A 25,952-nucleotide genomic window follows, 5' to 3' on the forward strand; every position below is an offset into this window, starting at 1 on the left:
AAGCAGCCATGATCTAAATTGGGACGGCGCGGGTGGCGACCTCGAAGGTCAATCCAAGTGACGATCGGTACATGGGGTTCCTCAGCTGGTTGATCGTGTCGTCAGAACGAACTCATCAGCCGCAGAATGTCAGTTGTTTGCGGATTGATCATTCCGCCATCAAGTGACAGACTGTTGTTATGGCGACAACAGTTGACTTCCTAGAAATGCAGGCTTTCATCGCCGTGGTGACGGAAGGCTCTTTCACGGCTGCGGCGGAGCGGCTTGACACCGACAAGGCGCGCGTGAGCCGTATCGTGCGTCGTTTGGAAGAGAAGCTTGGCGCCCAATTGCTGAACCGATCGACCCGACAGACCAGTTTGACAGAAGTCGGCCGTGACTATTTCGAGCGCGCATCGTCGATACTGGCCGCTGCAGAAGCGGCCCAGTCTGCGGTCGCGCAGCGGACACAGGAACCGAAAGGTCGCCTAAAGGTAACGGCTGGTGCCGAGTTCGGAACGATGCGGGTCGATGGCTGGATCGCAGCGTTCTTGCGTAGATGGCCGGCGGTGGGCGTGGAAATCGAATACACGAACCGGCTTGTCGACATCATCCATGAAGGTGTCGACGTGGCGATTCGTATTGGCCCATTGCAGGACTCGGAGCTTTCGGCGCGCAAATTGGGCGAGTTGAACTACGGCCTGTTTGCATCTCCGGGATATCTGCAGAACGTCAAGCCCGTTCGCTCAATCGATGATCTGAAGCGGCAGGACCTTATCATGCATGCGCCGCGCGGCCGTCCTATCTGGACGCTCGTGAACGGCGAAGAGACGGAGAAGATATCGACGTCACCACGTTGCGCCGTCGACAACAACGTGTCCGCGAGAAACCTGGCGCTGTCCGGTTTGGGGATCGTGCAACTCCCACTCTACATGGCCAAGCCATACGTGGCAGATGGCGCTCTTGCCTGCATCCTGCCTGGCTGGGCGCGTATCCCGGTGCCGGTTCACGCCGTCTTCGCCTCGACACGCTATATGGACCCCAAGGTCCGGGGTTTTGTCGACTTCTGCCGCGATGGTTTCAAGCGCGAGGTCGAAGGCGTTAGTTGAAACCATCCGCTGCGCCGCCCGCGGTGGCGCTCTAACGGCAACGACGACGACCTACGCCTACCGCGCAGCAACTTGATCTTGGCAAGCGCCGTCTATGCGACAAACGTCCGACCCACCGCGATCAGATTATTCTGCACCACTACGCATCGCACAAGCCATTCAATCGCCGCTCAATTGTCGACCATGGCGACAACAGTGAGTTGCCTTTCGCATCACTGTTAGCCCGGGTGTACGGCTCCTATTTTCCGTTTGCACCGCTGAGACGCTCGCTTCGCAACCGCACGCGAGACAGCTCGGGGCGCACGAACCCTTTCGGCGGGCTCCCGCCCCCCTTTAAAGAAAGAAAGAGACGATGACACAAACTATCGGAATTCTCGGCTCCGGCCTCGCGGGCAAAGCAATCGCGCATTTGGCCACGGCCGCAGGCTACAACGTCGTGATAGCCAATTCTCGCGGTCCGGAAACGCTGACCAGCCTGGTTGAGGATCTTGGCCCGCTCGCACGCGCCGGAACCATTGAGGAAGCGATTGCAGCTGGCGACATCGTCAACTTGTCGATCCCCCTCGCATCGTTCGAGAAGCTTCCGGCCGACAAACTCGCTAGCAAGATCGTCGTCGATCAGACGAACTACTATCCCGGCATGGGCGATTTCCGTCGTGCTGACCTCGACAACGCCGAGCTGACGTCGAGCGAGCTCCTGCAGCGTCACCTTCCGGAAGCAAGGCTCGTCAAGGGTCTTCACAATCTCAGCTGGATTCACATGGAAGCCGATGCGCAGCCCGAAGGCAGCGCGACCCGTACGACGCTGCCAGTCGCTGGCGATGACGCCGAAGCCAAGGCAGAAGTGACGAAGTTCATTGAGAAGATCGGCTTCAACGTTGTCGACGCCGGCTCGCTGGCGGAAAGCTGGCGCATCGAGCCCGAAACGGGAATCTACTTTTGGTGCTATGCCCCGGATGTGCCGGACGGACTCTCGCATGACGAAGCGAAGCGCGTTTATCAGCAACCCGGCAAGCCGTTGTCTCGCGAAGAGGCGCGCAAGCTCATCGAGACCGCAAAACGGCCGTCCCCGATCGGTGGCAATCTGGCGGCTATGCCCCAGATCCATGTCGATCTGTTCATGGAACAGGCCAGCGCAGGCACCGTCTGATGATCGCTGCACCGGGCGTCGCACAGCAGGCGCCCGGTAACCTCGGATGTCTTTTTGGAAGTCAAACAGGAATACGACCATGAGCAGCGTAGGCCACCTTGAGGCATTTCTTGGCTCGATGGGCAATGGCGACGTGGAAGGTGCGATTGAACATGTCGCAGACAACATCACGCTTCGCAGTCCCATCGTGCCCACACCATTCGAAGGCAAGATGGACGTCGCCAACGTTCTCTCCCAGCTTCTAGATACAGTCGATGCGTTCGAACCGAAGATGTTGTTGCGGGATGGAGCAAATGTCGTCGCCACGCTGACGATCATATTTGGCGACCATGTGATCGACGCCTTCGACCATATTCACCTCAACGACGACGGCTTGGTAGAGAGTATGACTGTCGCGTGGCGGCCGCTGCCGGCCGTTGTCGCCGTGCAACAGCAACTGGCACCGAAACTGGGCGGTCAAGCCATGCAGTTAGTGCCGCTTGATTAGGCAGGACAGCGATGATTTCGATTGGCTGCAATGCGACCGCATCACCTGCGTGGTTCTATTATCATTCGCAGCGAAGCATTCACACTAGCAAACTAAGGAGATAACTATGCAAGGTGGAACACGGCCGAATGCCGCACACCCCATCACCGTGGAACCTGTGACAGATACAATCATCGTGCGCATAGGTGATGTGATCCTTGCGGAAAGCGATAATGCGTTGATCCTTCGCGAGGCCAGCTTGGCACCTGTCTACTACATTCCAGCAGACGAAGTGGCATTGGATGAGCTCAGCGCGAGCACGACGCGGACCCATTGCCCCTACAAGGGCGACGCAAGCTATTTCAGCACGCGAGATGGTAGCGTGAAGGATGTCGCCTGGTCATATCAAGATCCGTTCGACCACATGCTGACAATCAAGGGGCATCTCGCCTTCTATCCTGATCGGGTCGATGCCATCGAGGCAGTGCCGGGGAACTGATTGTTGTTGGTCCCTTCGTTGCACATTGATTGTGTATTGAACCGATCCGCGACAGAATGTTGTTCATGACGACATCAGTAGGCTTTTCAGAAATGAGGGTTTTCGTCGCCGTGGTGACGGAAGAATCCTTCACCGCCGCGGCCGAACGGCTTGAGACCGACAAGGCTCGCGTGAGCCGCATCGTGCAGCGAATAGAGGAAAAGCTCGGCGCGCGGCTTCTGAATCGTTCCACGCGACGCCTGAGCGTAACGGAAGTCGGACGAGACTACTTCGAACGTGCGTCATCGATCCTTGCCGCGGCGGAGGCGGCGGAAGCTGCGGTCGCACGGCAAAGCCAGGAACCCATGGGGCGCCTCAAGATCACGGCAACGCCGGAGTTCGGAACGGTATGGGTCGATGACCGGATCGCCGCTTACTTGTCCGAATGGCCGAAGGTCACCGTCGAAGCAGTCTACTCCAATCGTTTCGTCGACATCATTCACGAAGGTATCGATGTCGCCATCCGCATCGGCGCCTTGGCTGATTCCGACCTGTCGGCCCGCAAGCTCGGCGAGATAGCTTACGGTCTTTACGCATCCCCTGCCTATCTGAAGCGTACCAAGGCGATCCGCACGGTCGACGATTTGAAGCGCCACGACCTCGTCATGAAGACGTCGAGTGGCCGCACCAGTTGGACCCTCGTCAATGGCCAGGCCCAAGAAAAGGTTTCGCAGACGCCCCGCTGCGCATTCGACAATATCGTCGCCGTCAAGAACCTGACTGTGTCCGGCTTGGGAGTCGGACTGCTCCCGCGCTTCATGGCCGAGCCACATGTGGCCGAGGAAACCTTGGTCGTGGTCCTGCCGGGTTGGGCAAGCGTCCCGATGCCGGTCCACGCCGTCTTCGCCTCCACGCGCTATATGGACCCAAAGGTGCGCAGCTTTATCGACCTTTGTCGCGACGCCTTTAGGGATAGCAGCCCAGCCTGAAACGAGCCGACCAATCACTGTGGTCGCGCACATGTTCTTTTTTCCTACACTGCCCAAACTGCACGGTCCGAAGGTCGCACCTCGGAGACGCCAGAATACGCGCCGGGGAGCTGCCGCGGTTAGTCCTACAGATCGGCCAGCTTCGTTATTGTTGTTCCTCGGAACAACAGACCGAGGTATTTCAGGCATCTAATCTATTTTCGAACAATCCATTACCTTCCAGCCTAGCCGCTCATCGGGAGCGAAACGTCTAGGCAAGGAAGGTCTCTAATGAAAATCGGAATACTGAACGCCGGGAACGTCGGTAGTCGTCTGGCAAGGGCGTGGGCGGCTGCGGGCCATGACCTTGTCATTGCCAAGGATGGCGAAGATCGCAAGCTTGCGCCACTGCTTGCTGAACTTGGTGACCGGGCGCGGCTTGGAACGATCCGCGAAGCGGCAGAATTCGGAGACGCAGTGCTGTTCTCCGTCTATTGGCCACGGCTCGACGCCATCCTCAGCGAAGTCGGCGATGCGCTCGATGGCAAAGTCGTCATCGAGACGATGAATCCGCTGGGGGTCACCGCCGAGTTCGTCCACTACCACGATCTGGATTTCATGCGCGACGGCTCGACTGCCGAAGCTCTGCAAGAGCGTCTGCCGAAGGCGCGGGTCGTCAAGGCCTTCAACCTGCTGGCATCGCCGCTGCTCGAAGCCGCGGCCTGGTCGGATACGCCGGTGCCGCCCAACGTCTTCTACGTCAGTGACGATGCAGAGGCAGGGCAGACAACCCGCGGTCTGATTGCCGACGCCGGTTTCAAGCCCGCCAATGCCGGTCCGCTCAAGGGCGCGCGTCAGCTGGAACAGGCCGGCGTCCTGCTCCACCACGTCGCCGACCATGAGTTTAGCGGCGACGCCGATCTCGTCCGCCTGGCCCTGACAGTCATCGAAGCCAGCCCTGGCCCGGTCATGCGCGAACGAGTCGCCTGATCTGGTGAGCACTCTCATCCGCAAAATCACTCACTCTGCATTTCGCTTAGAAAAGGAAAATCAAATGTCGAAACCACTTACCGGAAAAACCGCTCTCGTCACCGGCGGATCGCGTGGCATCGGCCGTGCGATCGCCGAGCGACTGGCCGCGGACGGTGCTACGGTCGCGCTGACCTACAATTCGAGCAAAGGTGGCGCTGATGAAGCCGTCGCCGAAATCGAGAAAGCCGGCGGCAGCGCTTTCGCACTGAAGGCCGAACTGCTCGACGCGGGCGCCATAGAACCCCTGTTCGAGGCGCTCGACGCCGAACTTGCGCGCCGACATGGCAGCAAGACCCTCGACATCGTCGTGAACAATGCCGGTGGCAACGGTTTTGGCGGTCTGGACAATGCGACGCCCGAAAGCTTCGATGCCATGTTCAACGTCTTCGTACGCGCGCCCTTCTTCATCCTTCAGGCCGCCCTCAGCCGCCTGAGCGACGGTGGACGCGTAATCAATGTGTCGTCCGCATTCGCCACCCGACCTTCGCCGATGGCGTCCATGTATTCGATGGCCAAGGGAAGCATCAACGTCTTCACGCATTCACTCGCGATGGAGCTGGGTCCGCGGGGCATCACGGCGAATGCCGTCGCGCCCGGCTGGACAAGCACCGACATGAACGCTGCTGTCCGCGAGAGCGCCGAAATGGTGAGCGCCATCGAAGCTGATACCGCTCTGGGCCGCTTCGGCGAACCGTCTGATATCGCCGATGTCGTCGCCTTCCTTGCCTCGAACGAGGGCCGCTGGGTGACCGGTCAGATCGTCGAAGCCAGTGGCGGTTACAAGCTCTGATCGCTTCAAGACGCAGCCCTCGAGAGTATCCCGGAACTGGCGCGCCCGAAGCGCCAGCGCCGGGCATCAGCTGAACGATGACATAACTTGGGAGAGCACTGATGAAGATTGGAATCATAGGGGCCGGACTAATCGGCGGCACGCTGACACGGCGGTTGGCGGAACTGGGCCATGAGGTCTCCGTCGCGAATTCGCGCGGTCCGGCTTCTCTCGCCGAACTTGCCACGGAGACCGGTGCCACGGCGGCAGCCGTGCAGGAGGCGGCCCGCAGCGGCGAGATCGTCTTTGTCACGATACCAGTCAGGAACATCCCCGATCTGCCGAACGACCTGTTCGACGGGGTCAGCGACGATGTCATCGTTGTCGACACCGGAAACTACTATCCGCGCGAGCGCGATGGCCGGATCGACGAGATCGAAGACGGCATGGCCGAAAGCCGTTGGGTGGCGAAACAACTCGGGCGGCCCGTGCTGAAAGCCATCAACACATTGCACTGGCGCAGCCTTTTAGAGGACGGCAAACCAGAGGGAGCGGCGGGCCGCATCGCAATACCGGTCGCCGGCGACGATGAGGCCGGCAAAGCAAAGGTCATCCAGCTCTTCGGCGAACTCGGATTTGACGGAATCGACGCCGGTGGGCTTGACGACTCCTGGCGTCAGCAGCCCGGCGCGCCGGCATATGCCGCCAATCTCGATGCACAAGCCGCGCGCAGGGCACTTTCTGAAGCGAGTCCCAAGCGGAAGCCGGAGCTTCGCGCAGCCGCGAACAGCAGCATCGGCAAGCCGGCTTGAGAACTCGGCATCGAGTTCGGCTGCGTGTCGCTGCGGCCGAGGGAAGAACGACCCGTCGCAACTCCAGGAGATGAAGATGGACACACAGCTAAGAGATCGTGTTGCTTTGGTTACAGGCGCGAGCCAGGGCATCGGCGAGGCAATCGCGCGAGCCTTGCACGGTGAAGGTGTCAAGGTCGCCCTTCTGGCGCGCGACAAGGACAAGCTGGCGAAGATCGCCGACGACCTCGGAGACGGGGCTTTCCCGATCAGCGGCGATGTGACCAACGCTGACCGCGTGACGCAAGCGATCGCGGAGGTAGAGTCGGAACTTGGGATGATCGACATCGTCGTCAACAATGCGGGTGGCATACGATCGTCGACTGGTGAACTATTCCGATCGTTCGAAGATATCTCCGACGCTGACTGGCTCGCAACCTGGGAGTTCAACCTCCTTTCCGTCGTGCGGGTTGTTCGAGCGCTCGCGCCGAAGATGGCCGAACGCGGATGGGGCCGCATCATCAACATCTCGTCGGAAAGCGGCATTCAAACCGAAGCGGTCGCTCTCGAATATGCCTCCGCCAAGAGCGCGCTGAACATTCTGACTAAGGGACTTTCAAAAACGTATGCCGACAGGGGTGTGCTCGCGAACGTCGTATCGCCGGCCTATGTGGACACGCCCATTCTCCGCGACTTGCTGGCGCAGCAGGATGGCGCCGAGGGGCTGTCGCGTGACGAACTGGCAGTTCACTTCCTGTCTACTTTCCGTCCGAGCATCAGGGTCGGTCGGCCGTGCAAGCCGGAAGACGTTGCCGCTGCGGTCGTGTTCCTGGCGTCGGAGCAGGCGAGCTTCATCACCGGAACCAACCTTCGAGTTGATGGCGGTTCAGTGATGGCAATCTAACGGCGTCGGGGAGAGAAGAGTGCGTGGTAAGGTAAATGGCACAAGGTCGGTGTTGCCGCCCGCTGAAAGTCGCATTGCGGGTGCCTACAAGGGCGCCGATCTGGTTGACTCCTTTGCCACGAAACTCTGCGCTGGAATGCCTCGCGACCTTGATGTTTTGGCGCGCGCTATCCTCGGTCATCCCGCCTGGTGGGTTCGCGGTCTCCTCAACATTCGCGACCTAGTGGTAGCTCGTTTTGGCTTGAAGACGACAAGCGAACTCCAGCGCAGGACACATGCCGAGGCCGGCGAGTCCATCGACTTTTTCCCGATCCTATCGCGATACGAAGACGAACTGGTGCTTGGGGTAAATGATCGACATCTTGATTTCAAAACCTCGATAATGCTCCGGCCTCCAGCCGACCGGGGAGATTTCGATGCTGTCGTCACCACTGTTGTGCATTGTCACAACAACCTGGGACGCGCTTATCTAGCTCTGATCAAGCCCTTTCATGTTCTGGTAATTCGATCAAACCTGAGACGCGCTGTGCTGATACTATCCCGCGACAAGCGGGCAACTTCGGCATGACGAGGTCTATATGCGTCGTAGAAGACTGAGTGCGCAATCCGAGTCTTCGCCTACGTCGTTGCTGCTTAGCGGCCGCGTCCCAATGGTAACTTTAATCCAGACGCTCGCCGTGGCGGAATACTTAAGCTTCTCCCGTGCCGCAGACGCGCTTGGCGTCAGTCAGTCGAGCGTGAGTACCCGAATTAGAGTGCTGGAAAGAGATCTCGGCGTCGTCCTGTTCAATCGCAATACGCGCGGCGTCCGCCTGACGGAAGCTGGACGCCATTTCGTCGATCAGGTCGAGAACGCGATGGGCATTCTTGATCATGCGATCCAGGCCGCAGGAATGCAGGCGCGTGGCGAAGATGGCGCGCTCCGCGTCGGCGTCCATGCCCTCATGGTAGGCTGCTTCCTCGACCGCCTGCTGGAGCGGTTCCACGACGAACATCCAGGCATTTGTCTGCACATCACCGAGGGCACCGCGCGAGACGCACAATTCATGATGCGCGAAGGCAAGCTTGATATCTCCTTCATGCTTGGCTCTCACGAGATTTCCGACCTCAATTCCCGTGTGATCTGGCGTGACCGCCTAATGGTTGCGCTGCCGCAGGGGCACCCGCTGGCGCTCCAGCCAAATGTCGAATGGCGGCAACTGGCAGAGGAAACCTTCCTCATTCGGCATGGCGGCGCCGGCCCGCAGCTTCACGATCTGATCATAGCGCGCGCAGCCGGAAAATGGCTGACACCGGCAATCGTTCGCGTGGATGCAGGAAGAAGTGCGTTGTTCTCGATGATCGCAGCCGGGCACGGCGTCTCGCTCTTCGTCGAAGAAAACGTGTCGGCCAGTACAACCAACATCGCTTTTCTGCCGATACGCGACGAGCCAGAAGCTATCGCCTTTTCCGTCGTCTGGTCACCCTCCAATCGCGATCCGGCGCTTATGAAGCTGCTCACACTGGCAACGGCGCTACCGAAATATCTTCCATAAACCGATTCGAAAACCGATGCCTCGTGCCGCGCCGCAAATGTGTCGTCGCGACCATCCTATTTGCCGCCGATAGTATCCGGCAGCCCTCCCGCATCCGTTTTCCTGTTGCGTGTCGCGGAGTTGCCTATTCTCTGATCGGCTCCGTCTCTCTTGCCGACTGGAGCCCGTATGCGCGGAGGCCGAATCCTTTGGGGTCAGATCGCTGTCGTCTTCACCATCGTTCTGGTGATGACCTGGGCCGCAACGCAATGGGTTGCCTTCCGCCTCGGCTTTCAGCCCCAGCTTGGAGTACCATGGTTCGAGATCGCGGGTTGGCCCGTCTATTATCCACCGGCCTTCTTCTGGTGGTGGTTTTCGTTCGACGCCTACGCGCCCGCGATCTTCGTCGAAGGTGCGATCATCGCAGCGTCCGGCGGTTTCATTGCCATCGCCGCCGCCATCCTCATGTCGATCATCCGAGCGCGGGAGGCAAAGAACGTCGCCACCTACGGATCGGCGCGATGGGCCGAGGACAAGGAAATCCGCGCGGCCGGACTGCTCGGGCCGGATGGCGTCCTGCTCGGCCGATACGAGCGCGACTATCTCCGGCATGACGGTCCCGAGCATGTCCTATGCTTCGCCCCGACCCGCAGCGGCAAGGGCGTCGGGCTGGTGGTGCCGACGCTGCTGACCTGGCCGGGAAGCTGCATCGTCCACGACATAAAGGGCGAGAACTGGACGCTGACAGCGGGCTTTCGCGCGAAGCATGGCCGCGTCCTGCTGTTCGATCCGACCAACGCCAGATCGTCCGCCTACAACCCGCTGCTGGAGGTCCGGCAAGGGGAATGGGAAGTCCGCGACGTGCAGAACATCGCGGATATTCTGGTCGATCCCGAAGGCAGTCTCGACAAGCGCAACCATTGGGAAAAGACCAGCCATAGCCTGCTTGTCGGCGCGATCCTGCATGTGCTCTACGCGGAGAAGGACAAGACCTTGGCGGGCGTCGCCAACTTCCTGTCCGATCCCCGCCGCCCGGTCGAGGCGACCTTGCGCGCCATGATGGACACGCCGCATCTCGGCGAGGCGGGCGTTCATCCCGTCATCGCGTCGTCGGCCCGCGAACTCCTTAACAAATCCGAGAACGAGCGGTCGGGCGTGCTCTCCACCGCCATGTCGTTTCTCGGCCTCTACCGCGATCCCGTGGTGGCGCGGGTGACGGCGCGGTGCGACTGGCGCATTGCCGATCTGGTCGGCAGCCGTAAGCCCGTCACGCTCTATCTGGTCGTGCCCCCGTCCGACATAAACCGCACCAAGCCGCTTATCCGCCTGATCCTCAACCAGATAGGCAGGCGGTTGACCGAGGAATTGAACACGTCCGGCGAGCGCCACCGCCTGTTGTTGATGCTGGACGAGTTTCCCGCGCTCGGCCGGCTCGACTTCTTTGAATCGGCGCTCGCCTTCATGGCGGGTTATGGCCTCAAATCCTTCCTGATCGCGCAGAGCCTCAACCAGATCGAACGGGCCTACGGCCAGAACAATTCGATCCTGGACAACTGCCACGTCCGCGTCAGCTTCGCCACCAACGACGAACGCACGGCCAAGCGGGTGAGCGACGCGCTCGGCACCGCGACCGAGTTGCGCGATTCCACCAACTATGCCGGCCATCGCCTCGCGCCCTGGCTCGGGCATCTCATGGTGTCCCGGCAGGAGACGGCCCGGCCATTGATGACGCCGGGCGAGATCATGCAGCTTCCGCCGACCGATGAAATCGTCATGGTCGCGGGCACGCCGCCAATCCGCGCCACCAAGGCCCGTTACTACGAGGATGCGCGCTTCACCGAACGCCTCCTGGCTCCGCCCGATCCGGCTTCCGATTCCGCTGTGAATCCGTCACCCGACGACTGGACGAGCCGCGTGGTCGCGGCGGAAAGCCGTTCCGCGCCGGCCGCCGCAGACGCGGCCGAGGGCGATCCGGCCAATGCCGGCATCCGCCGCGAGCCGGAATTGCCCGAGCATGAGGAAATCGTTCCGCCGCCGTCTCCGGCGCGGGAGTTCGACATCCTTGACGACGAACCGGACCTGGATGCGGCCAAAGCCCGCGCCCTGCGTCAGCGCATGCGCGCGGTCGCCCGGCAGGCGTCGATGAACCCCGATGACGGGATCGAGCTTTGAGGAACCCGCCCATGACCACACGAACCCGCATGAACGTCTACTTCGATCCCGAATTGCTGCAACAGGTCGAGATGCTGGCGCTGCGCCGCAATGTCTCCAAATCCGCCATCGTGGAGGCGTCCGTCGCCTCCTTCCTGTCCGGCGACGCGGCGGATCGGCTGGAGGCGGCCATGACGCGCCGTCTGGACAGGCTCGGGCGACAGATGGACGGGCTCGACGAAGATCTCGCCGTGCTCGGCGAGACGCTTTCGCTGTTCGTCCAGTTCTGGCTGACGATCACGCCGCCGATCTCCGACACCGCGCAATCGTCCGCCCGCGCGAAAGGCGTGGAACGGTTCGAGGGCTTCATTCAGACCCTCGGCAAGCGGCTCGCCACCGGAGACAGGTTCCTCAAGGAGCTGTCGCGCGATGTCGATTCGCTTGGGGACAGTCCCGCGCAGCGACCGTCCGACCCCGATAGCCACCGACCCTGAATTTTCAAACCGTCCTATTTGCCGCCGATCACCGCCGATGGCCGCACGCGCGTAAATAGTTGTTGAGTCAGCCAAAAATCAGGTTCTTTTAATCGACCCCGATGAGGGGACCGACTGTCGCGCGCCCCGTCGAAAGCGGGGCCGACATGACTGCCACACATCACAGACCGGAGGCAATCCAGCGCGGCGCGCGGATGTTGCGCACCGCGCTCGGCCCGGCCATTGCCCGGTTTCTGGAAGACCCGGCCGTGGTCGAGGTCATGCTGAACCCGGATGGCCGCATCTGGATCGACCGTCTTTCCGAAGGGCTGGCGGATACGGGCGAAACGATGTCGCCGGCCGATGGCGAGCGCATCGTGCGCCTGGTCGCACACCATGTCGGCGTCGAGGTTCATGCCCGCAGTCCCCGCGTCTCGGCCGAACTTCCCGAGAGCGGCGAACGCTTTGAAGGCTTGCTTCCCCCGGTGGTTTCCTCGCCGGCCTTCGCCATCCGCAAGCCGGCTGTCGCGGTGTTCAGCCTCGATGACTATGTGGCGGCCGGCATCATGTCTGCCGACCAAGCCGCGACGTTACGCGCGGCCGTTTCTTCCCGCGCCAACATCCTCGTGGCGGGTGGCACCAGCACCGGCAAGACCACTCTGACCAACGCGCTTCTGGCCGAAGTCGCCAAGGGCGCGGATCGTGTCGTCATCATCGAGGACACGCGCGAGCTGCAATGCGCCGCGCCCAACCTCGTCGCGATGCGAACCAAGGATGGCGTCGCCACGCTCTCGGATCTGGTCCGGTCCAGCCTCCGCCTGCGCCCCGACCGCATCCCCATCGGCGAGGTGCGCGGATCGGAAGCCCTCGATCTTCTCAAAGCATGGGGAACAGGGCATCCGGGCGGGATCGGCACCATCCATGCCGGCACCGGCATCGGCGCGCTTCGTCGCCTTGAACAGCTCATCCAAGAGGCTGTCGTCACGGTCCCGCGCGCGCTGATCGCCGAGACTATCGACCTTGTTGCCGTCCTCGCCGGGCGCGGTTCCGCGCGCCGGCTGGCCGAACTCGCCCGCGTCGAAGGGCTGGGGCCGGACGGCGACTACCGCATCACGCATCTCAGCCCCTTGGCAACCCCCACCAGAACTGGAGACCCCGAATGATCCGTCATGCCATGCGCATCCGTCGCCACGTCGCCACGGCCGCGGCCGTCACCTATGTCAGCCTCTTCATGGCCCCGGCCGCCCACGCCTCGGGGTCGTCGATGCCCTGGGAAGCGCCGCTGCAATCCATCCTCGAATCCATCGAGGGGCCGGTCGCGAAGATCATCGCCGTCATCATCATCATCGTGACCGGCCTGACGCTGGCCTTCGGCGATACCAGCGGCGGCTTCCGCCGCCTGATCCAGATCGTGTTCGGCCTGTCCATCGCCTTCGCCGCATCGAGCTTTTTCCTGTCGTTCTTCTCGTTCGGCGGCGGGGCGCTCGTTTGATGGCGGGCGGCCTCGAACAGCTCGGCGCGGTGCCGGGTTTCTCAGTCCCGGTCCATCGGGCGCTGACCGAGCATATCCTGCTCGGCGGCGCACCGCGCTCCATCGCGATTCTGAACGGCACGCTGGCCGGGGCCGTGGGCCTCGGCCTGCGCCTCTGGCTGGTCGGCCTCGCCATATGGGCCATCGGCCATTTCGCGGCGGTATGGGCGGCGAAGCGCGATCCCCAATTCGTCGAAGTCGGGCGGCGGCATCTCCGCATCCCGGCTTTTCTGGCGGTGTGAGGGCGCGGCCATGATGAACCTTGCCGAATACCGCCGCACCGCCACCCGGCTCGCCGACTATCTGCCCTGGGCGGCGCTGGTCGGCTCCGGCGTCGTCTTGAACAAGGACGGCTCGTTCCAGCGCACCGCGAAGTTTCGCGGTCCCGATCTGGATTCCGCCGTCGCCGCCGAGCTGGTCGCCGTCGCCGGCCGCATCAACAACGCCGTGCGCCGTCTCGGCTCCGGTTGGAGCATCTTCGTCGAGGCGCAGCGAAGCGAAGCCGCGACCTATCCCGACAGCACCTTTCCCGATCCCGCGTCGGCGCTGGTCGATGCGGAGCGCAAGGCCGGGTTCGAGGAAGCGGGCGCGCATTTCGTGTCGGGCTACTTCCTCACCTTCCTCTGGCTGCCCCCGGCCGAGGAAGCCGCACGCACTGAGGCATGGCTCTACGAGGGCCGGGAGAAAACCGGCGTGGACCCGTGGGAACTGCTGCGCGGCTTCATCGACCGCACTGACCGCGTGCTGGCCTTGCTCGACGGCTTCATGCCCGAGTGCCGTTGGATAGATGACGGCGCGACGCTGACCTATCTCCATTCCACCATCTCGACCAACCGCCATCGCGTGCGCGTGCCCGAGGTGCCCATGCACCTCGACGCGCTGCTCGCCGACCAGCCCTTGACCGGCGGGCTGGAGCCGCGCCTTGGCGACGCACATCTGCGCGTCCTGACCATTGTGGGATTCCCGACCGCGACGACGCCCGGTCTGCTCGACGACATGAACCGGCTGCCGTTCCCCTACAGGTGGAGCACGCGGGCGATCCTGCTCGACAAGACAGATGCGACCCGGCTGCTCACCAAGATCAGGCGGCAATGGTTCGCCAAGCGCAAGAGCGTTGCCGCGATTCTGAAAGAGGTCATGACGAACGAGGCGTCCGCCCTTGTGGACACCGACGCCGCCAACAAGGCGCTCGACGCCGACATGGCGTTGCAGGAGCTTGGGGCGGACGTGGCGGGCATGGCCTACGTCACGGCGACCGTCACCGTATGGGATGCCGACCCGCGCCTTGCCGACGAGAAGCTGCGCCTGGTCGAGAAGATCGTTCAGGGCCGCGACTTCACCGCCATGCCCGAGAGCGTCAACGCGGTTGACGCATGGCTCGGCTCGCTACCCGGACACGCCTACGCGAATGTCCGCCAGCCCCCCATCAGCACTTTGAATCTCGCCCACATGATCCCGCTTTCGGCGGTGTGGGCGGGGCCGGAACGGGACGAGCATTTCGGCGCACCCCCTTTGCTCTTTGGAAAGACCGAAGGCTCAACCCCGTTCCGGCTAAGTCTGCATGTCGGCGACGTAGGCCACACCCTTGTCGTCGGCCCCACGGGGGCGGGTAAGAGCGTGTTGCTCGCCCTCATAGCCTTGCAGTTCCGGCGCTATGAGGCCAGCCAAGTCTTCGCCTTCGACTTCGGCGGCAGCATCCGCGCCGCCGCGCTCGCCATGGGCGGCGATTGGCACGACCTTGGCGGCGGGCTGACAGAAGGGGACGAGTCATCCGTTTCGCTCCAGCCGCTTGCCCGCATCCACGACACCTATGAACGCGCATGGGCGGCGGACTGGATCGCCGCCATCCTCATGCGCGAAGGCATCGCCATCACGCCGGAGGTGAAAGAGCACATCTGGACGGCGCTGACTTCGCTCGCCTCCGCGCCGGTCGAGGAACGCACCATCACCGGCCTTGCGGTGCTATTGCAATCCAACGATCTGAAACAGGCGCTCCGTCCGTTCTGCGTCGGCGGTGCCTACGGTCGGCTGCTCGACGCAGAGACAGAGCATTTGGGATCGGCGGACGTGCAGGCGTTCGAGATCGAGGGCCTTGTCGGGACCGGCGCGGCTCCGGCCGTGCTCGCCTATCTGTTCCATCGCATCGGCGACCGGCTCGATGGGCGGCCGACGCTGCTCATCATCGACGAGGGTTGGCTTGCGCTGGACGACGAGGGGTTCGCGAACCAGCTTCGCGAGTGGCTGAAAACGCTGCGCAAGAAAAACGCCAGCGTCATCTTCGCCACGCAAAGCCTGTCCGACATTGACGGCAGCAACATCGCGCCCGCGATCATCGAGAGCTGCCCGACGCGGCTCCTGCTGCCAAACGAGCGCGCCATCGAGCCGCAGATCACGGCCATCTACCGCCGTTTCGGCCTCAATGACCGCCAGATCGAAATCCTCGCAAGGGCCACGCCCAAGCGGGATTATTACTGTCAGTCGCGGCGCGGCAATCGCCTGTTCGAGCTTGGCCTGTCCGAAGTCGGCCTCGCGCTCTGTGCCGCATCCGCCAAATCCGACCAGACGCTCATCGCGCAGATCGTCACTGAGGCCGGCCGCGACGGCTTCCTCGCCGCGTGGCTACGCGAGCGCGGCGTCGATTGGGCGGCCGAGCTGATCCCGAACCTCACCAATCTTGCCGACCGACCGGAATCCGCCGCGCCGGCCCGGCTCGATAGCCACCCCACACAGGAGACTCATTCATGACCTATCCCAAGTTCGTCGGGGCTTCGGCCCTCGCGCTGGCGCTCGCCGTGCCCGTCGCGCTTTCGCCCATTCTGGCAAGCCCGGCTCATGCGCAATTCGGCTTCGGCCGCATCGTCTATGACCCGAGCAACTATGCGCAGAACGTGCTCACGGCCGCGCGCACGCTGGAGCAGATCAACAACCAGATCACCAGCCTCCAGAACGAAGCGCAGATGCTTATCAACCAAGCGAGGAATCTGGCGAGCCTGCCCTACAGTTCGCTCCAGCAGATTCAACAGAACGTCAGCCGCACGCAGCAGCTTCTCGCGCAGGCGCAGAATATCGCGTTCGATGTGCAGAACATCGATCAGGCGTTCCAGCAGCAATACGGCAACGTCTCGCTGTCGGCGACCGACACCCAGCTTGTCGCCGATGCCCGCGACCGTTGGCGAAACACGGTCGGCGGCTTGCAGGACGCCATGAAGGTGCAAGCCGGTGTCGTCGGCAATATCGACAGCAACCGCGCCGAGATGGCCGCGCTCGTCGGCCGGAGCCAGGGCGCGACCGGCGCATTGCAGGCGACGCAGGCCGGTAATCAGATCCTCGCCCTCCAGTCGCAGCAGCTTTCCGACCTGATCGCCATGCTTGCCGCCAACGGCCGGTCGGAAGCACTGATCGAGGCCGAGCGCGCCACGGCCGCCGAACAGGGCCGCGTTCAGCGCGAGCGCTTCCTGACCCCCGGCAGCGGCTACCAGCCGGGCAACGCGCAGATGTTCAACGGCAACAACTGACCGACAGGAGGGGCCGCCCATGGACGGCAAGATGCTGGCCCGGCTCGGGGCTGTCGTATTCGTCGCCATCGCCATCACCGCCACGGTGATCGAGATGACCCGCAAGGACGATCCCGCGCCGGTCAGGACCGCACCGACGCTGCAACCGCCAGCCGATCCGCTTCGCGCGACGCTCCGCCGGTGCCAGCAACTTGGGGAAGCGGCGACGAGCGATCCGGCCTGCCTCGCCGCATGGGCCGAGAGCCGCGACCGCTTCCTTGGCCGCACGTCCGCGCCGGACGCCCCGCGTCAGACCGAGGGGCAATGATCCATGGGCGGCACGGGCGTCATCGACAACTTCCTCGGAGTCTTCACCAGCTACATAGATTCCGGCTTCGGCCTGCTCGGCGGAGAAGTGGCGTTCATCGCCACCACGCTCATCGTCATCGACGTGACGCTCGCCGCGCTCTTTTGGGCATGGGGCGCGGATGACGACATCATCGCACGGCTGGTGAAGAAGACCCTGTTCGTCGGCGTCTTCGCCTACATCATCGGCAACTGGAACAACCTCGCGCGCATCGTCTTCGACAGCTTCGCCGGTCTCGGCCTGATGGCATCGGGCACAGGCTTCAGCGCCGCCGACCTCATGCGACCCGGCCGCGTGGCGCAGACCGGCCTCGACGCAGGCCGGCCGTTGCTCGATTCCATCTCCGACCTGATGGGCTACTGGTCGTTCTTCGAGAACTTCATCCAGATCGCCTGCCTGCTGTTCGCCTGGGCACTGGTCATCCTCGCCTTCTTCATCCTCGCGATCCAGCTCTTCGTCACGCTGATCGAGTTCAAGCTGACCACGCTGGCCGGCTTCGTGCTGATCCCCTTCGGCCTGTTCGGCAAGACCGCCTTCATGGCCGAGCGTGTGCTTGGCAACGTAATCTCTTCCGGCATCAAGGTTCTGGTGTTGGCCGTCATCATCGGCATCGGTTCGACACTGTTCTCGCAATTCACGGCCGGTTTCGGCGGCGCGACCCCGACCATCGACGACGCCATGGCGATTGTGCTGGCAGCCCTGTCGCTACTGGGCTTGGGCATCTTCGGACCCGGCATCGCCACCGGCCTCGTCTCGGGCGGCCCCCAGCTCGGCGCCGGCGCGGCCGTGGGCACCGGCCTCGCCGCCGGCGGCATGGTGCTGGCGGGCGGTGCGGCGGCGGGTGGCGCGGCCATGCTCGGCGCGAAAGGCGGCGCTGCAGCTCTGTCTGGCGGGGCCGCGGCCGTTCGCGGCGGCGCGGCAACCGCCGGGGCGGCGTCGGCAGCCTACAGCCTCGGTTCGCTCGGCCAGTCCGGCGCGGCCGGCGGCGCGTCCGGCCTTGGCGGTGTCGCCCGCGCCGCAGGATCGGCCGCCGTCTCACCCTTGAAACGCGCTGCCTCCCGCGCGTCCGAAAGCGTCAAGTCCAGTTTCTCCGAAGGCGCGAAGGCCGGCTTCAGCGCGGGTGGTGGCACGTCCACCATGGGAACGGTCGGTGGGGTGGCGGAAGCATCCGCCCCTGCCGCGTCCGCCTCGGCCACAGGCGCACCGCCTGCCTGGGCGCAGCGGATGCGGCGCTCGCAGGCCATGAACCACGGCACGACCATGGCCACGCACGCCGTCCGCTCCGGCGACAGCCACGGCTCCGGTTCCTCCGTCAACCTTTCCGAAAGTGACCGCTCATGAGCATCTTCAAACGACCAGCAACCCATTACGGCAAATCGCCAGAACCCGAGACGCCCTATCAGAAGGCCGCGCAGGTGTGGGACGAGCGTATCGGCTCGGCCCGCGTGCAGGCGAGGAACTGGCGGCTCATGGCCTTCGGCTCCCTCATCCTGTCGGCCGGCTTCGCCTCGGCGCTGGTCTGGCAATCGGCGCGCGGGACCGTGGTGCCGTGGGTGGTGCAAGTCGATAATCTAGGACAGGCGCAGACCGTCGCGCCTGCCAACGCCGACTATCGGCCGACCGATCCGCAGATTGCTTTCCATCTCGGCCGATTCATCGAGCAGGTGCGCGCGATCCCGGCCGATGCGATCATCGTGCGCCAGAACTGGCTTCGCGCCTATGAGTTCACCACCGACAGGGGCGCGGTGGCCTTGAACGACTATGCCCGTGCCAACGACCCGTTCACCCGTGTCGGCCGCCAACAGATCGCCGTCGATGTTTCCAGCGTCATCCGGGCATCGCCGGATTCCTTCCGTATCGCCTGGACCGAACGCCATTACGAAAACGGCCAGCTTTCCGGCACCGAGCGATGGACTGCGATCCTGACCATCGTGATCCAGCAGCCCAGAACCGCCGAACGCCTGCGCGCCAATCCGCTCGGCATCTATGTCAACGCGATTTCATGGTCGCGGGAGATGAGCCAATGACCCGCACGACGTTCCGCAAAGCCGGGCCTCCGGTTTTCCGTAAACCCGCCTTGGCGGCCTTGCTGCTTTCGGCCACCATGCTGGCCGGCTGCGCCACCAACCGGACGTCGCAATTCTCCTATGACGACACCGTGCCGCCGCTGCCGTCGCCGCCTGCGGCTTCGACAGAGGACACGCCCCGGCCGCTGCATGTTCCGCCCGCCTGGACCGTCGCGCGCGGCGGCGAGAGGGCGGGCACACCGAGCGGCCGCGTCGAGAACGCCAACGCGGCCGCCCGCGTCGAGCCGCGCCGGGAAGGCTATTACAATGCCATCCAGATTTACCCGTGGAGCGAAGGCGCGCTCTATCAGGTCTATGCCGCCCCCGGTCAGATCACCAATATCGCATTGGAGCCGGGCGAGAGCCTGACCGGTGCGGGACCGATCGCGGCCGGCGACACCGCCCGCTGGATCATCGGCGATACCGAGAGCGGCAGCGGTGCCAATCGGCGCGTCCATATCCTCGTGAAACCGACCCGCGACGACATCTCGACCAACCTTGTCGTGACCACCGACCGTCGCACCTACATGATCGAGCTGCGCGCGCGGGAAGCGCTCTACATGCCCGCCGTCGCCTGGGCCTATCCAGCGCCACCGGCAGGCCAGCGCCGGGTCGTCCCGGCCGCGCCGATCATCCCTGCCGAGGCGGCGCGCAACTATCGCTACGGATTGCAGGTGCAGGGCGACAGCCCGCCATGGCGGCCGGTTTCCGTCTTCGACGACGGCCGGCGCGTCTATGTTGTCTTCCCGCGCGGGATCGTGCAGGGCGAAATGCCGCCGATCTTCGTGCTCGGATCGGACGGCGAGCCGCAAATCGTCAATTCCCGCATCCACCAGAACGTCCTGATCGTGGACCGCCTGTTCGGGGCGGCCGAACTGCGCCTCGGCAGCGGCAACCGCCAGCAGGTCGTCAGGATCGTCCGTATCGAGCAACGGCAGGCCGCCGCTCAGCCCGCAGCCACCGGAGACTCGCCGTCATGACAGACAACCCGATCACCGACACCACAGCGCCCATGCGGCTGCGCGCAGAACCGCCGCGCGTCACCCGCCTGTCCCGCAAGATGCTGGCAGGCATTGGCGCGGTCGCGCTTCTCGGCATCGGCGGCGCGCTGATCTACGCGCTCCAGACTCGCGATGCAGGACCGGGCGGCGAAGAACTCTATTCGACAGAAAACCGGCCCACGGCGGACGGGCTCACGGGCTTGCCCTCCGACTACACCGGCCCCGTGCTCGGCCCCGCGCTGCCCGGCGACCTCGGCCGTCCGATCCTCGACGCCGAGAGGCGGGGCCAGCCGGTCGCAACGCCTGCGATCACAACGCCCGCGGTCGATCCAGAGGAAGAACGCCGCCGCGCCGAGGAAGAGGCCGCGCGCTTGAGCAACGTCTTTTTCCAGTCCGGCCCACGCACGGGATCGCCGGCGGGAACGGCCATGCCCGGCCTTGCCGGTCTTGGCCTTGGCGGACAGCCGGAGGGGCAGAACCGCCATGCCGCTTTCCTCAATGGTCCGGTGGACCGACAGACCGTCGCGCCGGATCGCGTCGCGCCGCCGGCCTCGCCCTGGATATTGCAGGCTGGGGCCGTCATTCCTGCCGCGCTCATCACCGGCATCCGTTCCGACCTTCCGGGCCAGATCACGGCGCAAGTGACCGAGAACGTCTATGACAGCCCGACCGGCAGCCTGCTCCTGATCCCGCAGGGAACACGCATCATCGGTCAATACGATGACGGTGTGACCTTCGGCCAGCGCCGCGTGCTGCTCGTCTGGAACCGCCTGATCCTGCCGGGCGGACGCTCCATCGTTCTGGAGCGCCTGCCGGGCGCGGACGCTTCCGGTTACGCCGGCCTTGAGGATGGCGTCGATTATCATTGGTGGGATCTGATGAGGGCCGCCGGCCTTTCCACGTTGCTCGCGGTCGGCACGGAGCTGGCGACCAGCGACGAGGACCGGCTGATTCGCGCCATCCGCGACGGGGCGCAAGATAACGTCAATCAGGCAGGCCAGCAGATCGTCCAGCGCCAGTTGCAGGTCGCGCCCACGCTGACGATCCGGCCCGGCTTCCCGGTCAGGATTATCGTGACTCGCGACCTTGTATTCGAGCCGGCAAGAGGTTGACCATGACCAAGCTGAAACTCGGCCCGCTGCCCGACGACAAGCCGGTGAAGGTGACGGTGGAATTGCCCGCGCCGCTCCATCGTGATCTTGCCGCCTATGCCGAAGTACTGGCCCGCGAGACCGGCCAGCCCGCCGCCGACCCCGTCAGGCTGATCGTGCCCATGCTGGAGCGGTTCATCGCCACGGATCGCGGGTTTGCGAAGGCGCGGCGGGAAGGAAGTGGTCCGGTGGGGTAAATGGCAACTGAGCGGGACGAAGCCGACATTGCCCGCACTCAGGCATGGGCGCTCGAAGCGTCGATCTCGGCTGCGAGTTGCTGGCACTTGGCGCTGGCCCATTCGTGCGCATCGGCGCCGAATAGGAGCCGCCGCGCTGGGTCGGGAGAGGAGGCTTCGGCGACGATCAGGGCGGCGAGCGCCTCGGGGTCGTTTTGCTGCGCGCCGTTCGCTTGTTTGATGAAGGCTCGGAAGCCGGCCACCGCCTCCGCGTAGTCCGCAATGTCTACATCGCCCTGCCGTGCAGTGGACGGATCAAGGAAGTTTGTGCGCATCATCCCCGGCTCCACGATGAGCGATCGGACGCCAAGCGGCGCGATCTCTTCGGCGAGGCCCTCCATCCAGCCTTCCAGCGCGAACTTGGACGCCGAGTAGACCGATCCACCGGGGTTCGAGACCAGGCCATTCACCGAAGAGATCGTGACCACGAGGCCCGAGCGCTGACGGCGCATCGTGGGCAGCACCGCGCGCGCCACGTTCATCGCCCCGAAGAGGTTGATCTCGAACTGCCGGCGCACGTCCTCCTCCGGGATCGTCTCGAACCATCCGAGCTGCGCGCGGCCTGCGTTGTTCACCAGCACGTCGATTCGATCGAACGCCTCGACGGCCGCGTCATGCGCAGCCGAAGCCGCCCGGGCATCGGTCACGTCGAGGGGTAGCACGAGCAGGCTGTCGTCCGGAGCGGAAAGGCGATCGGCCAGCCCGTCGACGGTCCGGCTGGTCGCCACGACCTTGTCGCCAGCGCGCAATGCATCGCGGGCGAGCAGATGCCCAAGTCCCCGGCCAGCGCCGGTGATGAACCATACCTTTTCTGTCATTGTCAGCTCCTCTTGTCGTGCCGACCCGATATTAGCGCATCTATGCAGTGTGAGATTAGTGCCTCGAAATTTGTCGGACCAAGTAGTATGGCTACTGAATGGACCCGCGTAAGTTCTCGGACCTCGTCATCTTCAATCGCGTTGCCGAAGAGCGCAGCTTCACCGCGGCGGCACGCAGCCTCGGCGTGACCCAGTCCGCCGTCAGCCAGACCGTAAAGCGCCTTGAGGCCGATCTGGGGATCAGGTTGCTGTCTCGCTCGACACGCAGCATTGCCCCGACCGCGGCGGGCGAGCGGCTTCTGGCCACACTCGCGCCGGTCATCGCGGAGATCGACGCGGAGATCGAGGACCTGGAACAGTTGCGTGAGGAACCGGGCGGACGCCTGCGGGTGACCTGCGGCAAACATGCCGCCGATACGCTCGTCTGGCCGGCCTTCTCGCGGCTGATCGCGGCCCATCCCGAGATCGACGGCGAACTGAGCGTGGAGAACCGGCATGTCGACATCGTCGCCGAGCGGTTCGATATCGGGATACGGCTGCGCGAAGACTTGGAAATGGACATGGTCGCCGTACCCGTTGGCCCCCACTTGCGCGCTGTCGTTGTGGGGGCGCCCCGGTATCTCGACACCTGCGATCCTCCGCATACGCCGCGTGACGTGTCGGCCCACCGCTGCATCGGTTTCAGAAACGCGGGTGGCACCCTGTCGCCGTGGTCGTTCGAGAAGGACGGACATGCGGAGACGGTAAAAGTGTCGCCGTCCCTGATCGTCAATGACGGCGACGCACTCGTGGGGGCTGCCAGCGCGGGGATGGGTCTGGCCTACATGCTCGAAGATCTCGCCGCGCCCTTTCTGAAAGACGGGCAGCTCGTCGAGGTCCTTGCCGATTGGTGTCCGCCGTTTCCGGGCTATCACGCCTTCTATTCGAGCCGGCGCCATCCGACCCGTGCTTTCACTCTCTTCCTGGAGATTTTGCGGCAGGAGACCAGCGAGAGAACCAGCAAGTAGGGCGCAACGAACTCTAGGCCGACACTAGTAACAGGGGTGCCGTCAACGCATCGACGCAAATGCGGCACGCTACAGGCCGCCGATCCCCCTCCATGCTTCGCCTATTCCGGGCTTCCAGCCCCCGGAAAATCCCGCGAACCACGGAGGATTCCATGTCCACGAAACGCCGTCACGGCAGCAGGGGCCGCCCACGCCAGCCAGTCCCCAAAACGCTCCCCGACGATCTCTACGACTACGACGACGATCCGACGCCGCGCGTCAGCCCGCCGCGTGGACGCCCGCCCCAACTCTTTGATGTCGAGCGGCTGCCGGTTATCGACGATTGGCCCGAGGACGTGCCGATCACCGAGGCCGAAATACAGGTGTTCGAGCGCTGGTTCGCCGATGTGTTCGATGATCTGTTCGGCTCGGTCGATCTGCCCGACGACTTGAAATCGTTATCGTATTATGATAATGAAAAGCCCTGAATGATGATCGAGGCTTGCCGTGTCCACATTGAAAGTAGGGATCGCCGATCCCGAGGAAATGAAAGCACGCACGCTTCGGATCGCGCGAGGCGAGGAAAAGGCGAAGCCCGGTGAGCCGACGGTCTGGTTCGTCTCCACGACATCCTTCGCCAAATTCATGTCAGCGAGCAATTGCGAGATGCTGCGCATCATCCACGAACAAAAGCCGGCCTCATTGGAAGAGTTGGCGCAGATGACCGGCCGCGCAAAGTCCAACCTGTCCAGAACCCTCAAGGCCATGGTCGGATACGGTCTTGTCCGCATGGAAAAAGGCCGGGGTCTGAGACTGGTCCCAAAGCTTGTTCATGACCGTGTGGAGCTGGTCTTGCCGCTGGTCGAGCGCCGCAAGAAAGGAACCCGCAAATGAACGTCCAAAATCCCAATGTCGCTCTGCGGGCCGCCCTATACTTGCGCGTCTCGACCTCCCGGCAGGCCGAGCACGACGTGTCGATCCCCGACCAGCGCAAGCAGGGCGAAGCATGGTGCGAGGCGCGCGGCTATCAGCTTGTCGAGACCTTCGTGGAGGCCGGTGCTTCGGCTACCAACGACCGCCGCCCGGAGTTCCAGCGCATGATCGAGGCGGGCACGTCCAAACCCGCACCGTTTGACGTGGTGGTGGTCCACAGCTTCTCGCGCTTCTTCCGAGATCACTTCGAGCTTGAGTTCTACGTCAGGAAGCTGGCGAAGAACGGTATTCGCCTCGTCTCCATCACGCAGGAAATGGGGGACGACCCCATGCACGTCATGATGCGGCAGATTATGGCGCTGTTCGACGAATACCAGTCCAAGGAGAACGCCAAGCACGTCCTTCGCGCCTTGAAGGAAAACGCCCGGCAAGGCTTCTGGAATGGCTCGCTGCCGCCGGTCGGCTATCGCGTCGTCGCGGCCGAGCAGCGCGGCGCGAAGGTCAAGAAGAAGCTGGAAATCGACCCGCTGCACGCCGACACCATCCGCCTGATCTATCGCCTCGCACTGGAAGGCGACGGCAATTCCGGCCAGATGGGCGTCAAGGCTATCGTCAAGCATCTGAACGGCAAGGGCATCTTCACCCGTGACGGAGGCCGTTGGGGCGTCGGCCAGGTTCACCGCATCCTGACCCGGCGCACCTATATGGGCGAGCATCAATGGGGCAAGAACCGGAAGAACAAGGCGGACAAGGAAGCCGATGACATCGTCATCGTGCCGGTGCCGCCGATCATCGAGCGCGAGACCTTCGACGCGGTGCAGAAGCTCTTGCAGGCCCGCAACCCCAAGACCGAACTGCCCGCGCGCGTCCTAATCGGTCCCACGCTTCTGACCGGCATCTGCTATTGCGGCAATTGCGGGGGTGCGATGACCATCCGCACCGGCAAGAGCGGCCGCTATCGCTACTATGCCTGCTCGATCCGGGCGCGTCAGGGCGAGACCGGCTGCAAGGGGCGCGCCATCCCCATGGACAAGCTCGACACCATGGTCGCCAGCCATATCGAGGATAGGTTGCTCGATTCCGAGCGGCTGGAGAAACTGCTCGGCAGCGTCCTCGGCCGCCGAGAAGATCAGGCCGAGCGGCGCCGCCAGCATATCGCCGAATTGCAGCGGCGTGCCACCGAATCGGAACTGCGCCTCAAGCGTCTCTATGACGCCATCGAGGCGGGGGTTGCCGATCTGGACGACCCGGCGCTGACCGAACGCATCGCCGGCCTCAAGGTCATCCGCGATCAGGCACGAGCCGATGCCGACCGGGCGCAAGCGCTGCTCGACAGCCCCGGCCACAGCGCTGTCAGCCCGGCGATGATCCGGCAATTTTCGCAGGCCGCCCGCGACCGTATCCGGGACCGTGAGGGCGGCTATCGGCGGGATCACCTGCGCGCCCTGGCGCAGCGTGTCGAGGTCGCGGACGACGCAATTCGCATCATCGGATCGAAAACGGAACTGCTGAGGACGCTCGCGGGCGGCCAAGTGCGGCAATCGGCGGCGATTGGCGTGCCCAGAGGCGGACTGAAGTGGCGGAG

General features: G+C 63.7%; 29 protein-coding genes. 28 read left to right on the forward strand and 1 reads right to left on the reverse strand.

Annotated features, from left to right (window positions below; translation table 11 throughout):
* The first annotated feature begins 179 nt into the window (after positions 1–179).
* From IEV58_RS17595 to IEV58_RS17710, 24 genes are all read left to right on the forward strand, one after another.
* On the forward strand, positions 180–1,088 hold the full coding sequence (locus IEV58_RS17595; RefSeq protein WP_188411138.1) for a LysR family transcriptional regulator: 909 nt from the start codon (positions 180–182) through the stop codon (positions 1,086–1,088).
* Between the two features lie 352 nt (positions 1,089–1,440).
* Positions 1,441–2,238, forward strand: coding sequence for an NADPH-dependent F420 reductase (locus IEV58_RS17600; protein ID WP_188411139.1), 798 nt, complete (start codon positions 1,441–1,443; stop codon positions 2,236–2,238).
* 79 nt (positions 2,239–2,317) lie between these two features.
* Positions 2,318–2,725 carry a nuclear transport factor 2 family protein gene (locus IEV58_RS17605; RefSeq protein WP_188411140.1) on the forward strand — a complete coding sequence of 136 codons (408 nt, stop codon included), beginning with the start codon at positions 2,318–2,320 and terminating at the stop codon, positions 2,723–2,725.
* 106 nt (positions 2,726–2,831) lie between these two features.
* On the forward strand, positions 2,832–3,203 hold the full coding sequence (locus IEV58_RS17610) for a DUF427 domain-containing protein (protein WP_188411141.1): 372 nt from the start codon (positions 2,832–2,834) through the stop codon (positions 3,201–3,203).
* Between the two features lie 65 nt (positions 3,204–3,268).
* Positions 3,269–4,171, forward strand: coding sequence for a LysR family transcriptional regulator (locus tag IEV58_RS17615; protein ID WP_229729573.1), 903 nt, complete (start codon positions 3,269–3,271; stop codon positions 4,169–4,171).
* Between the two features lie 270 nt (positions 4,172–4,441).
* The gene (locus IEV58_RS17620; protein WP_188411142.1) at positions 4,442–5,140 is read left to right on the forward strand and encodes an NADPH-dependent F420 reductase; all 699 of its coding nucleotides are present in this window, start codon (positions 4,442–4,444) and stop codon (positions 5,138–5,140) included.
* Between the two features lie 4 nt (positions 5,141–5,144).
* Positions 5,145–5,972 (forward strand): SDR family oxidoreductase, encoded by an 828-nt coding sequence (locus tag IEV58_RS17625; RefSeq protein WP_229729574.1) that lies wholly within the window; start codon positions 5,145–5,147, stop codon positions 5,970–5,972.
* Positions 5,973–6,073: 101 nt separating this feature from the next.
* The gene (locus tag IEV58_RS17630) at positions 6,074–6,763 is read left to right on the forward strand and encodes an NADPH-dependent F420 reductase (protein WP_188411143.1); all 690 of its coding nucleotides are present in this window, start codon (positions 6,074–6,076) and stop codon (positions 6,761–6,763) included.
* 70 nt (positions 6,764–6,833) lie between these two features.
* On the forward strand, positions 6,834–7,646 hold the full coding sequence (locus IEV58_RS17635; protein WP_188411144.1) for an SDR family NAD(P)-dependent oxidoreductase: 813 nt from the start codon (positions 6,834–6,836) through the stop codon (positions 7,644–7,646).
* 19 nt (positions 7,647–7,665) lie between these two features.
* Entirely contained in the window at positions 7,666–8,214 is a 549-nt protein-coding gene (locus IEV58_RS17640; RefSeq protein ID WP_229729575.1) for a DUF2867 domain-containing protein, read from the forward strand.
* Positions 8,215–8,296: 82 nt separating this feature from the next.
* On the forward strand, positions 8,297–9,181 hold the full coding sequence (locus IEV58_RS17645; RefSeq protein ID WP_188411146.1) for a LysR family transcriptional regulator: 885 nt from the start codon (positions 8,297–8,299) through the stop codon (positions 9,179–9,181).
* A gap of 168 nt (positions 9,182–9,349) precedes the next feature.
* Entirely contained in the window at positions 9,350–11,332 is a 1,983-nt protein-coding gene (locus IEV58_RS17650) for a conjugal transfer protein TraG (RefSeq protein ID WP_188411148.1), read from the forward strand.
* A gap of 11 nt (positions 11,333–11,343) precedes the next feature.
* The gene (locus IEV58_RS17655; protein ID WP_188411149.1) at positions 11,344–11,805 is read left to right on the forward strand and encodes a ribbon-helix-helix domain-containing protein; all 462 of its coding nucleotides are present in this window, start codon (positions 11,344–11,346) and stop codon (positions 11,803–11,805) included.
* A gap of 146 nt (positions 11,806–11,951) precedes the next feature.
* Positions 11,952–12,947 (forward strand): P-type conjugative transfer ATPase TrbB, encoded by a 996-nt coding sequence (trbB, locus tag IEV58_RS17660; protein WP_188411151.1) that lies wholly within the window; start codon positions 11,952–11,954, stop codon positions 12,945–12,947.
* Positions 12,944–13,276 (forward strand): TrbC/VirB2 family type IV secretion system protein, encoded by a 333-nt coding sequence (locus IEV58_RS17665; RefSeq protein WP_043869663.1) that lies wholly within the window; start codon positions 12,944–12,946, stop codon positions 13,274–13,276. Before trbB ends, IEV58_RS17665 begins: the two co-directional genes overlap by 4 nt.
* Entirely contained in the window at positions 13,276–13,557 is a 282-nt protein-coding gene (locus IEV58_RS17670) for a VirB3 family type IV secretion system protein (protein WP_188411153.1), read from the forward strand. The genes IEV58_RS17665 and IEV58_RS17670 overlap by 1 nt, the downstream gene beginning before the upstream one ends.
* A gap of 10 nt (positions 13,558–13,567) precedes the next feature.
* Positions 13,568–16,060 carry a conjugal transfer protein TrbE gene (trbE, locus tag IEV58_RS17675; protein WP_188411155.1) on the forward strand — a complete coding sequence of 831 codons (2,493 nt, stop codon included), beginning with the start codon at positions 13,568–13,570 and terminating at the stop codon, positions 16,058–16,060.
* Positions 16,057–16,830 carry a P-type conjugative transfer protein TrbJ gene (gene trbJ / locus IEV58_RS17680; protein WP_188411157.1) on the forward strand — a complete coding sequence of 258 codons (774 nt, stop codon included), beginning with the start codon at positions 16,057–16,059 and terminating at the stop codon, positions 16,828–16,830. Before trbE ends, trbJ begins: the two co-directional genes overlap by 4 nt.
* Positions 16,831–16,849: 19 nt before the next feature.
* Positions 16,850–17,137, forward strand: coding sequence for a putative entry exclusion protein TrbK-alt (gene trbK-alt / locus IEV58_RS17685; protein ID WP_188411159.1), 288 nt, complete (start codon positions 16,850–16,852; stop codon positions 17,135–17,137).
* 3 nt (positions 17,138–17,140) lie between these two features.
* Positions 17,141–18,517, forward strand: a complete 1,377-nt coding sequence (gene trbL / locus IEV58_RS17690; RefSeq protein ID WP_188411161.1) for a P-type conjugative transfer protein TrbL — start codon at positions 17,141–17,143, stop codon at positions 18,515–18,517.
* A complete protein-coding gene (gene trbF, locus IEV58_RS17695) occupies positions 18,514–19,203 on the forward strand; it encodes a conjugal transfer protein TrbF (protein ID WP_188411163.1) in 690 nt (229 codons plus the stop codon). Before trbL ends, trbF begins: the two co-directional genes overlap by 4 nt.
* A complete protein-coding gene (gene trbG, locus IEV58_RS17700; RefSeq protein ID WP_188411165.1) occupies positions 19,200–20,222 on the forward strand; it encodes a P-type conjugative transfer protein TrbG in 1,023 nt (340 codons plus the stop codon). The genes trbF and trbG overlap by 4 nt, the downstream gene beginning before the upstream one ends.
* Positions 20,219–21,355 (forward strand): TraB/TrbI/VirB10 family type IV secretion system protein, encoded by a 1,137-nt coding sequence (locus IEV58_RS17705; RefSeq protein ID WP_188411167.1) that lies wholly within the window; start codon positions 20,219–20,221, stop codon positions 21,353–21,355. Before trbG ends, IEV58_RS17705 begins: the two co-directional genes overlap by 4 nt.
* A gap of 2 nt (positions 21,356–21,357) precedes the next feature.
* Complete coding sequence (locus IEV58_RS17710; RefSeq protein WP_188411170.1) at positions 21,358–21,591, forward strand: DUF2274 domain-containing protein; 234 nt, start codon at positions 21,358–21,360, stop codon at positions 21,589–21,591.
* Between the two features lie 38 nt (positions 21,592–21,629).
* On the opposite strand, the gene IEV58_RS17715 is transcribed toward IEV58_RS17710, so the two are convergent.
* Positions 21,630–22,448 carry an SDR family oxidoreductase gene (locus tag IEV58_RS17715; protein ID WP_188411172.1) on the reverse strand — a complete coding sequence of 273 codons (819 nt, stop codon included), beginning with the start codon at positions 22,446–22,448 and terminating at the stop codon, positions 21,630–21,632.
* A gap of 98 nt (positions 22,449–22,546) precedes the next feature.
* Here IEV58_RS17715 and IEV58_RS17720 point away from each other — a divergent pair, with 98 nt between their 5' ends.
* The 4 genes from IEV58_RS17720 to IEV58_RS17735 all read left to right on the forward strand — a co-directional run.
* Positions 22,547–23,455: a LysR family transcriptional regulator gene (locus IEV58_RS17720; RefSeq protein WP_188411174.1), complete on the forward strand. Its 909-nt coding sequence runs from the start codon at positions 22,547–22,549 to the stop codon at positions 23,453–23,455.
* A gap of 152 nt (positions 23,456–23,607) precedes the next feature.
* Entirely contained in the window at positions 23,608–23,922 is a 315-nt protein-coding gene (locus tag IEV58_RS17725; protein WP_188411177.1) for a hypothetical protein, read from the forward strand.
* A 19-nt stretch (positions 23,923–23,941) separates the two neighbouring features.
* Entirely contained in the window at positions 23,942–24,328 is a 387-nt protein-coding gene (locus IEV58_RS17730) for an HVO_A0114 family putative DNA-binding protein (protein ID WP_188411178.1), read from the forward strand.
* Positions 24,325–25,952 (forward strand): recombinase family protein (locus IEV58_RS17735; protein ID WP_188411180.1); only part of this gene is annotated, 1,628 nt, incomplete at its 3' end. The genes IEV58_RS17730 and IEV58_RS17735, both read left to right, overlap by 4 nt.

The organism is Agaricicola taiwanensis, assembly GCF_014635245.1.
Taxonomy (GTDB): Bacteria; Pseudomonadota; Alphaproteobacteria; order Rhizobiales; family Methylopilaceae; genus Agaricicola; species Agaricicola taiwanensis.